At 69.5% G+C, this 2,096-nt stretch carries 3 protein-coding genes; all 3 read right to left on the bottom strand.

All coding sequences use genetic code 11. The annotated features are described in order from the left end of the window. Positions 1–525: hypothetical protein (locus D7Y11_RS42460; RefSeq protein WP_126936507.1), on the bottom strand; the 525-nt coding region annotated here is incomplete at its 3' end. A gap of 118 nt (positions 526–643) precedes the next feature. Then, positions 644–1,090, bottom strand: coding sequence for a cyclic nucleotide-binding domain-containing protein (locus tag D7Y11_RS42455; RefSeq protein ID WP_120581644.1), 447 nt, complete (start codon positions 1,088–1,090; stop codon positions 644–646). Between the two features lie 47 nt (positions 1,091–1,137). After that, the coding region (locus D7Y11_RS42450; RefSeq protein WP_148139291.1) for an AgmX/PglI C-terminal domain-containing protein at positions 1,138–2,096 on the bottom strand (959 nt) is incomplete at its 5' end.

Below are 2,096 nucleotides of genomic sequence, written 5' to 3'. Positions count from 1 at the left end.
GTCCGGCGGCGGCGGGGGCCGCGTGGGGTCACCACCGGGCAGGTTGTCCGGCTCCTCCACCTCCACGAAGAGGTTCTCGTCGGTGCGGAAGGCGAGCTGGCCGATGCACTCCTCGGCCTCCGAGCGCAGCTGGCCCACCTTCTGCTGGGCGATCATCACCTTGGTGAACTCGTGCTCGCCGGGCGCCGCCTCGCTCTTGCTGACGGCCTCCTGGAGGGCCACGTCCGCCTGCTCGGAGATGCGCAGGAGGCCTTTTATCTGCGTCAGCTTCTCGTTGGCGCAGTTGAGCTTCACCACGTCCTTGGTGCGCCGCGCCTCTTCGACCTTCTCGAACACCTGGCGGAGCGACTCCCGCATGCCGCCCAGGGCCTGCGTGCTGCGCTCCAGCTTCTGGCTGTCCGGCACGTCACCGGCCTTGTCCAGCGCGGGCGGAGCGGGGCGCGGCGGCGACGCGGGCGACTGCGCCAGCGCCATCCCGGAGGTGACGAGTCCTCCCACGACGGCGAGCATTCCCAGGGTGCGCATGCGCCTCACGAGTCCTTCCGGCCCTTCCCAAGCTGCGAGAGTCGAGCCTAGGAGTGAGGGGGAGGGGTGTCAACGCAATGCCCCATCGCCCCGGAGTCCGGCTTTCCAGCTCCGGAAGTCAGTCCTGGGGGGCCAGGCGGGCGTTGGCCTCGCGCAGGCGGGCGGACAGGCTGCGCGCGATGTTCACGACGATGAAGGTGAAGCCGTCCGCGTGCGCCAGCCGGAAGGTCCGCAAATCCTGCGCGGTGAGCTGGAGCAGTTCCACTTCGCCCAGGGCGCGCACGGTGGCGGAGCGGTGGTCCTTGTCGATGAGGCCCATCTCCCCGAAGAACTCCGGCGGGCCCAGGACGGTGAGGGGCTTCACCTCGTTGCTCACACCCCGGCGCACCACCTCCACCTGGCCGCGCACGATGACGAAGAGGCTGTCACCCAGGTCGCCCTCTTCGAACACCACCTCGCCGTGCGCGTAGCGGTACAGCCGTGCCAGCTCCGCCAGCCGAGCGAGCTCGGCGGGGGCCAGCATCTCGAAGAGAGGGGATGTGGCGATGACTGCCAGCTTCTCCATGTGCTCCCCGCGGGTCCGGTGACCCCGGAAGGTCCGGACGGTCGAGCCTATTCCCCTGGCGAGAAGATGAACGGGTAGCTGACGGGGACGTCGTCACTCGGTTTGAAAGGGAACGTCCAGGTGCGCATGGTGGTCTTGATGCAGTTGATGACCTCGTCCGAGCGCAGGGTGGATTCCTCCACCTCGACGTTGCTGGCGCGGCCTTGCGGCGTCAGGTCGAAGCGAATCATGACCCTGCCCTTGAGGGAGGGGTCGCGCTTGAGCCCGTTCTCGTAGCAGCGCTGGATGGAGGCCTTCCTGCGCTGGATCTCGCGGGCCAGTTCCTTGGGCTTGACCTCGGAGCTATCCACTTCCGGCACCGAGTCCACGACCTGGGGCACCTTGACGACCTGCTTCTGGCCGGTGTTCACGGTGCCCGCGCCGGACGTCTGCGTGGCGCCGATGCCCGCCATCTTGCCGCCGGTGTCTCCCTGAGGATTGGCGATGCCGTTGCCGCCGCCCGAGCCCGCCGTGAGCGCGCCACCCGCCGTCGCGCCCGCGAGCGCCTCCGCCACGTTGGCGCCGCTGCCGGAGTTCCCGAGCACGTCCGCGATGGCGTCTCCGCCGCCGGGGCCCGTGCCGCCCAGCAACTTGAGAAGGCCGGTGCCCGCGACCCTCGCCTCGACCTGCTGCCGGCGTTCCGCGCTGTTGGCGGGGGCGGGCGTCGCGGCGGTGGTGGGCGTCTTCTTCGGAGCGCTCTTCTCATCTTCCGGCTTCTTCTCCCCGGTCGCGGCCGTCTCCTTGGGCTCCTCCTTCTTGGCGGGCTGGGGCGGGATGATGGCGCGCACGAAGCGGTCTTCCAACTGGTCCAGCTCCACCTCCGCCTCCACCGGCGCGGGCTGGGCGACGATGATCGCGACGCTCAGCACGTAGAGCACCAGCATCGTCAGCAGGATGCCGAAGAAGACGCGGTCCACCGTGCGCCACGTGCTGGCCTTCAGCTCCGGGGGGAGGGTGGGCTTGGAAC

Origin of the sequence: Corallococcus sp. AB018 (assembly GCF_003986945.1) — a bacterium.
GTDB lineage: Bacteria > Myxococcota > Myxococcia > Myxococcales > Myxococcaceae > Corallococcus > Corallococcus exiguus.
This window is presented reverse-complemented; position numbering and strand designations above follow the sequence as displayed.